General features: G+C 71.2%; 5 protein-coding genes. 2 read left to right on the top strand and 3 right to left on the bottom strand.

Translation table 11 applies throughout. The annotated features are described in order from the left end of the window. Positions 1-107: 107 nt before the first annotated feature. Positions 108-1,613, bottom strand: coding sequence for a 30S ribosomal protein S1 (rpsA, locus tag FGD71_RS35685; RefSeq protein WP_119104698.1), 1,506 nt, complete (start codon positions 1,611-1,613; stop codon positions 108-110). 330 nt (positions 1,614-1,943) lie between these two features. On the opposite strand from rpsA, the gene FGD71_RS35680 reads away from it, so the two are divergent. Together FGD71_RS35680 and hrpB are read left to right on the top strand one after the other, a co-directional pair. Then, complete coding sequence (locus FGD71_RS35680) at positions 1,944-2,834, top strand: class I SAM-dependent methyltransferase (RefSeq protein ID WP_119104697.1); 891 nt, start codon at positions 1,944-1,946, stop codon at positions 2,832-2,834. Continuing rightward, on the top strand, positions 2,831-5,440 hold the full coding sequence (hrpB, locus tag FGD71_RS35675; RefSeq protein WP_119104696.1) for an ATP-dependent helicase HrpB: 2,610 nt from the start codon (positions 2,831-2,833) through the stop codon (positions 5,438-5,440). The genes FGD71_RS35680 and hrpB overlap by 4 nt, the downstream gene beginning before the upstream one ends. On the opposite strand, the gene pgfA is transcribed toward hrpB, so the two are convergent. Continuing rightward, positions 5,430-6,422, bottom strand: a complete 993-nt coding sequence (gene pgfA / locus FGD71_RS35670) for a cell envelope lipid trafficking protein PgfA (RefSeq protein ID WP_119104695.1) — start codon at positions 6,420-6,422, stop codon at positions 5,430-5,432. The genes hrpB and pgfA overlap by 11 nt on opposite strands. A gap of 21 nt (positions 6,423-6,443) precedes the next feature. Then, positions 6,444-6,578, bottom strand: coding sequence for an SPW_0924 family protein (locus FGD71_RS35665; protein WP_119104694.1), 135 nt, complete (start codon positions 6,576-6,578; stop codon positions 6,444-6,446). Positions 6,579-6,732 lie beyond the last annotated feature (154 nt).

The raw sequence follows: 6,732 nt of genomic DNA, 5'->3' as shown, positions 1-6,732 counted from the left end.
CGCGCGCGTGGAGGGTCCGGCGGGGCAAAGCACTGGGCCCGCACCCCCGAGGGGATGCGGGCCCAGTTACCTGCTGGAGCGTTACCTGCTGGAGCCAGGGAGAGCGATCAGCTCTGGCCGCCGGCCAGCTTCTCGCGGAGGGCTGCCAGCGCCTCGTCCGACGCCAGGGCGCCGGAGTTGTCGTCCGACTCCGAGGAGTACGAACCGCCGCCGCCACCGGCGGCGGCCGGAGCCGCACCCGGGGTGGCCGTGCCCTCGGCCTCGGCCTGCGCGTCGGCCTCGCGGGACTTGATGACCTGCGCCTGGTGCTGCTCGAAGCGCGTCTGCGCCTCGGCGTACTGGCGCTCCCACTCCTCGCGCTGCTTCTCGTAACCCTCGAGCCAGTCGTTGGTCTCGGGGTCGAAGCCCTCGGGGTAGATGTAGTTGCCCTGGTCGTCGTACGACGCGGCCATGCCGTACAGCGTCGGGTCGAACTCGACCGAGGCCGGGTCGGCACCGAAGGACTCGTTGGCCTGCTTCAGGGACAGCGAGATCCGGCGACGCTCGAGGTCGATGTCGATGACCTTGACGAAGATCTCGTCGTTGACCTGGACGACCTGCTCCGGGATCTCCACGTGGCGCTCGGCCAGCTCGGAGATGTGGACCAGACCCTCGATGCCCTCGTCCACGCGGACGAACGCACCGAACGGAACCAGCTTCGTGACCTTGCCGGGCACGACCTGGCCGATCTGGTGCGTGCGGGCGAACTGCTGCCACGGGTCTTCCTGCGTCGCCTTCAGCGACAGGGAGACGCGCTCGCGGTCCATGTCGACGTCCAGGACCTCGACCGTGACCTCCTGGCCGACCTCGACGACCTCGGACGGGTGGTCGATGTGCTTCCAGGACAGCTCGGAGACGTGGACCAGACCGTCGACGCCACCCAGGTCCACGAAGGCACCGAAGTTGACGATCGAGGAGACCACACCGGAACGGACCTGACCCTTCTGGAGGGTCGTGAGGAAGGTCTGGCGGACCTCGGACTGGGTCTGCTCCAGCCAGGCGCGGCGGGACAGGACCACGTTGTTGCGGTTCTTGTCCAGCTCGATGATCTTGGCCTCGAGCTCCTTGCCCACGTAGGGCTGGAGGTCGCGGACGCGGCGCATCTCCACGAGGGAGGCCGGCAGGAAGCCACGGAGGCCGATGTCGAGGATGAGACCACCCTTGACGACCTCGATGACGGTACCGGTGACGATGCCGTCCTCTTCCTTGATCTTCTCGATGGTGCCCCAGGCACGCTCGTACTGGGCGCGCTTCTTCGAGAGGATCAGGCGGCCTTCCTTGTCCTCCTTCTGGAGAACAAGGGCCTCGATCTCGTCACCGACGGCGACGACCTCGTTCGGGTCGACGTCGTGCTTGATCGAGAGCTCGCGGCTCGGGATGACACCTTCGGTCTTGTAACCAATGTCGAGCAGGACCTCGTCCCGGTCGACCTTCACGATGACGCCGTCGACGATGTCGCCGTCGTTGAAGTACTTGATCGTCTCGTCGATCGCGGCGAGGAAGGCTTCCTCGTTACCGATGTCGTTGACCGCTACCTGCGGGGTGGTTGCGGTGGTCTCGGTGCTGCTCGTCATGTGGGAAAGGGCTCCGGTACGGACAGTGAGTCGTAGGTACTGCTTACGCCGGGAGCCCGTTATCGCTCTGCAGAAGCCGGACAGCCAAGGAAGCGCCGAATTCCGATGACCGGATGGCGCCTCGACAACCGAGGGGACATACATACAGATGCGAGCGCAGCCTGCTACGTCTGAGGAGCGCAGGCCCGCAGCGCAACTTGTAGCATACGGGGGCGGCCGGACAGGGTCAATGCGCGAACGCGCACACCCGGGGCGGAATGTCGCATACCCGGCACAAGACGCCATGCGGCGGCAGCCGCACATCAGGCACCGTGTGGAAGCCACGCAGACCTGAGAAGCCCCTTCCGTGTCTTACCGGGACGGGCTGGACGGAAGAGTACGACGAGGGAGCCGATCATCCAAGAGCCTGAACCCTTCGAGCCCGAGGCGACCCGGCGCACGGCGGGGGCCACGGAGAGTTCCCACGCCAATCGTGGCTGGTGGGACCGGAACGCGGACGACTATCAGGTCGAGCACGGCACCTTCCTCGGCGACGACCGCTTCGTATGGGGGCCCGAGGGGCTCGACGAGACCGAGGCGGAGCTGCTGGGACCGCCCGAGGAGCTGAAGGGCAAGGGCGTCCTGGAGATCGGTGCGGGGGCCGCCCAGTGCTCGCGCTGGCTGGCCGCCCAGGGGGCCCGTCCGGTGGCCCTGGACCTCTCGCACCGGCAGCTCCAGCACGCCCTGCGTATCGGCACTCAGGGCATCGCTCTCGTGGAGGCGGACGCCGGGGCGCTGCCCTTCCGGGACGGCGTGTTCGACCTGGCCTGCTCGGCGTACGGGGCGCTGCCGTTCGTGGCGGATCCGGTGCCGGTCCTGCGGGAGGTGCGCCGCGTGCTGCGGCCCGGCGGCCGGTTCGTCTTCTCCGTCACGCATCCGATCCGCTGGGCCTTTCCCGACGAGCCGGGCCCCGAGGGGCTCAGTGTGGCCGCCTCGTACTTCGACCGCACGCCGTACGTGGAGCAGGACGAGGCGGGCCGCGCGGTGTACGTCGAGCACCACAGGACCCTCGGCGACCGTGTCCGGGACGTGGTGGCGGCGGGCTTCCGGCTGGTGGACCTGGTCGAGCCGGAGTGGCCCTCCTGGAACAGCCAGGAGTGGGGCGGCTGGTCGCCGCTGCGCGGGAATCTGATCCCGGGGACGGCGATCTTCGTGTGTGTGCGGGACGAGCGGGACGCGTGATCCGTACCGAAGCTCTCGCCCGGCTGCCCGTCCGTTCCGCCGTGCCCGCGCTGCGGGACGCCCTGGAGGGGCACGGCTCGGCGGTGCTGTGTGCGCCGCCGGGGACGGGCAAGACGACGCTGGTGCCGCTGGAGCTGGCCGCGCTGCTGGAGTCGGGGACGGATGCGGATGCGGATGCGGCTCGTCCGGGGCGTCGTGTCGTCGTCGCCGAGCCCCGGCGGATCGCCGCCCGTGCCGCCGCGCGGCGGATGGCGTGGCTGCTCGGCGAGAAGGTCGGCGAACGCGTGGGCTACACGGTGCGCGGAGAGCGTGTGGTGGGGCGCCACACGCGCGTGGAGGTCGTGACGACCGGCGTCCTGTTGCAGCGACTGCAACGGGACCAGGAGTTGGCCGGTGTCGATGTGGTCGTCCTGGACGAGTGCCATGAGCGGCATCTGGACGCCGATACGGTCGCGGCCTTCCTGTGGGACGTACGGGCCGCCCTCCGCCCCGAGCTGCGGTTGGTGGCCGCCTCCGCGACGACGGACGCGCAGGGGTGGGCGCGACTGCTGGGCGGTGCCCCCGTGATCGCGTCGGAAGACGCCTCCCACCCGGTCGAGGTGGTGTGGACGCCGCCCGCGCGGCCGGTGCGGCCGCCGCACGGGATGCGGGTGGATCCGGCGCTGCTGACGCATGTGGCGTCGGTGGTGCGGCGGGCGCTGGCCGAGCGTGAGGGGGACGTGCTGTGCTTTCTGCCCGGCGTCGGGGAGATCGCCCGTGTCTTCGGGCAGTTGGGGGATACGGCCGGCGTCGAGGTGCTCCAGGTGCACGGGAGGGCGCCCGCGGCCGTGCAGGACGCGGTGCTCTCCCCCGGGGCACGGCGCCGGGTGGTGCTCGCGACCTCCGTGGCCGAGTCGTCCCTCACCGTGCCCGGCGTACGGGTCGTCGTGGACTCGGGGCTCGCCCGGGAGCCGCGTGTCGATCACGCGCGCGGGCTGAGCGCGCTGACGACCGTACGGGCGTCGCAGGCGGCCGGACGCCAGCGTGCGGGGCGGGCCGGGCGTGAGGCGCCGGGGACCGTGTACCGGTGCTGGGCGGAGGCGGAGGACGCCCGTCTGCCGCGTTTCCCCGCGCCGGAGATCAAAGTGGCCGACCTGACGGCGTTCGCCCTGCAGACGGCGTGCTGGGGCGATCCGGAGGCGTCCGGGCTCGCGTTGCTGGATCCGCCGCCGGGTGGGGCGATGGCGGCGGCACGGGCCGTGTTGCGTTCCATCGAAGCAGTCGACTCCTCCGGGCGGGCCACTGAGCGGGGCGCGCGCATGGCCCGGCTCGGGCTGCATCCGCGGCTCGCCCGGGCCCTGCTGGACGCGGCGCCCGCGGTGGGCCCCGCGCGCGCCGCCGAGGTGGTCGCCCTCCTCTCCGAGGAGCCGCCCCGCGAGTACGGCGACGACCTCGCGGCGGTCTGGCGCACCGCCCGGCGTGGCGGTGACGCCTACGCGGCTCGCTGGAGGGCGGAGGCGCGGCGGCTGGGTGCCGCGGCGGCGCCCGCGGCTTCGGCGCGGATCGCGGAACCCACCGCCGGGCCAGGGGCGGACGTGCGGACGGCTCACACGCCCGATGCCCGTGCGACCAGTGCACCGGACAGCCCCGTCGACGACCATCATGCCGTGGGTCTCGTCGCGGCTCTCGCGTTTCCCGAGCGGGTCGCCCGGGCCGGGGGCGGCTCGTACCTGATGGTGTCCGGTACGAGGGCCGAGCTCGGGGACGGGACGGGGCTGCGGGGAGCTCCGTGGCTCGCGGTCGCCGTGGCCGACCGGCCCGTGGGAGCGGGGCACGCGCGCGTGCGGCTCGGGGCGAGGATCGACGAGGAGACCGCGCGGCGGGCCGCCGGGACGCTGTACGGCGAGGGTGAGGAGGTCCGCTGGGCCGACGGTGACGTCGTCGCCCGGCGCGTCGAGCGGCTGGGTGCCGTGGAGTTGACGGTGCGGCCGCTGAGGGACGCCGACGCCGGGCTCGTACGCGATGCGCTGCTGGACGGTTTGCGGGAGGAGGGGCTGGGGCTGTTGCGGTGGTCGCGGGACGCCGAGGTGCTGCGGCAGCGGCTGGGGTTTCTGCGCCACCATCTGGGGGCTCCCTGGCCCGAGGTGTCGGACGACGCCCTGCACGCGCGCGTGGACGAATGGCTCGAGCCCGAGCTGAGCCGGGCGCGGCGGCGTGCCGATCTGGGGCGGATCGACGCCGGGCAGGCCCTCGGCCGGCTGTTGCCGTGGGCCTCGGGGGACGCTGCACGGATCGATGAGCTGGCGCCCGAGCGGATCGAGGTGCCGAGTGGGTCCAGAATCCGGATCGACTACGCGGATCCCGAACGGCCGGTGCTCGCGGTGAAGTTGCAGGAGATGTTCGGCTTGCAGGAGTCGCCGGCCGTCGCCGGTGTGCCCGTACTGGTGCATCTGCTGTCGCCCGCCGGGCGGCCCGCCGCCGTCACGGCCGACCTCGCCTCCTTCTGGCGGGACGGGTACCGGGGCGTGCGGGCCGAACTGCGCGGCCGGTATCCGAAGCACCCGTGGCCCGAGGACCCCGCGACGGCCGAGCCGACCCGGCACACGAACGCGCGCCTCAGGCGCTGACCGGTTCGGGTTCGCGCGTCTGCGTGGACGACGGATCACCGGGGCGTCGGCCGCGGGCCTCCAGGTACAGGGACAGCGACAGCAGCGCGACGCCCAGGGTCAGCAACCCCCACGGCAGGTAGGTCGTCAGCGAAAGGACCAGGACGCGCTGGGACTTGACCAGGTCGACCGTCGACTCGATGTAGTCCTCGCGCATTTTGACGTGGCCGGAGAACGCGGTCACCTTGTCACGGCCCCCCAGGAGCGTGCCGCCGCGCAGTTCCTCCTTGTGGATCTCCTCGCCGTAGACGGGCGCTCCGGTGACGGGTTCGACCCAGAACTTGCGGACCGTGGTGTACCAGCGGGTCGTGCCGGTCTTGGCGACCGACTCCGGGGTGATGCCTTTGACGGGCATGGCCTTCGGGAAGGGGACCTTCGTCCAGGGGATGGTCTGCTCGAAGTAGTAGACGCTCACGCCCCGGAAGTCCTGTGTGCCCTTGTAGTGGATGGGGGCGGTGATACGGGCCTGCGCGTCGAAGTACTCGTAGTCCCGCTTCTCGGTAAGGAAGGGCCACTTGAACTCGATGCCCTCGCGCCTGACGGGGTCGCCGTCGACCATCTCGCCGGTGGCGTGGACGGGCTCCTGGGTGTGCGCGTCGAAGATGTAGCGCTCGGGGATCTTGGACACCATCTTGCCGTCGGGGCCCTGGACGTAGGACAGGCCGTCCCAGACGACGACGTCGCGGCCCGCGGTCTTCTCGATCTTCTCGGACGCCTCGACGTTGCCCCTGAGAGTCTGCACGATGGAGACCTTGTCGACTTTCCGGGCCTTCATGGTGCCGTAGTCGAGGAGCGTCGCGTCCCTCGCTTCGAGGACCATGTCCTGGTACTGGTTGGCCGGGATCTTGGCGAGCCGGGGAAAGGCGTACCAGCGCAGCAGCGGGGACAGTGCCGTGCAGAACACGGCGAGGGCGAGCAGGATCAGGCTGGCCTTGCGGCGCATCTCGGCGGCCCTCCCTACGGGTCAGGGGTGCTCGGGGATGGTGGTCAGCAGCGGCTTCGGTGAGGTCGTGCCGGCTGGTGTGCCGATGGCCGTGAGCGTGAAGACCAGCGCGAGCGCGACGGCGAGACCGGTCGCGGCGGCGATGAGGACGCGCATGCGGAGCCTCCCCGGTTAGCTGATGGAGCGTCAGGGCTGGGGCACCGTAGCAACGGCGGGACGAGATGAGAACACGTTGCGCACACGGACAACGGCGCCCCCTCCGCCGGCTCGGCGGAGGGGGCGCCAGTGACTCAGGGTTTACTAGGCGCTG

Source organism: Streptomyces sporangiiformans (assembly GCF_005768555.2).
GTDB lineage: Bacteria > Actinomycetota > Actinomycetes > Streptomycetales > Streptomycetaceae > Streptomyces > Streptomyces sporangiiformans.
This window is presented reverse-complemented; position numbering and strand designations above follow the sequence as displayed.

Excerpts from the sequence above, each read along its gene's own strand:
- rpsA (WP_119104698.1), bottom strand. The coding sequence starts at position 1,613 with ATGACGAGCAGCACCGAGACCACCGCAACCACCCCGCAGGTAGCGGTC.
- pgfA (WP_119104695.1), bottom strand. The coding sequence starts at position 6,422 with ATGCGCCGCAAGGCCAGCCTGATCCTGCTCGCCCTCGCCGTGTTCTGC.
- FGD71_RS35665 (WP_119104694.1), bottom strand. The coding sequence starts at position 6,578 with ATGCGCGTCCTCATCGCCGCCGCGACCGGTCTCGCCGTCGCGCTCGCG.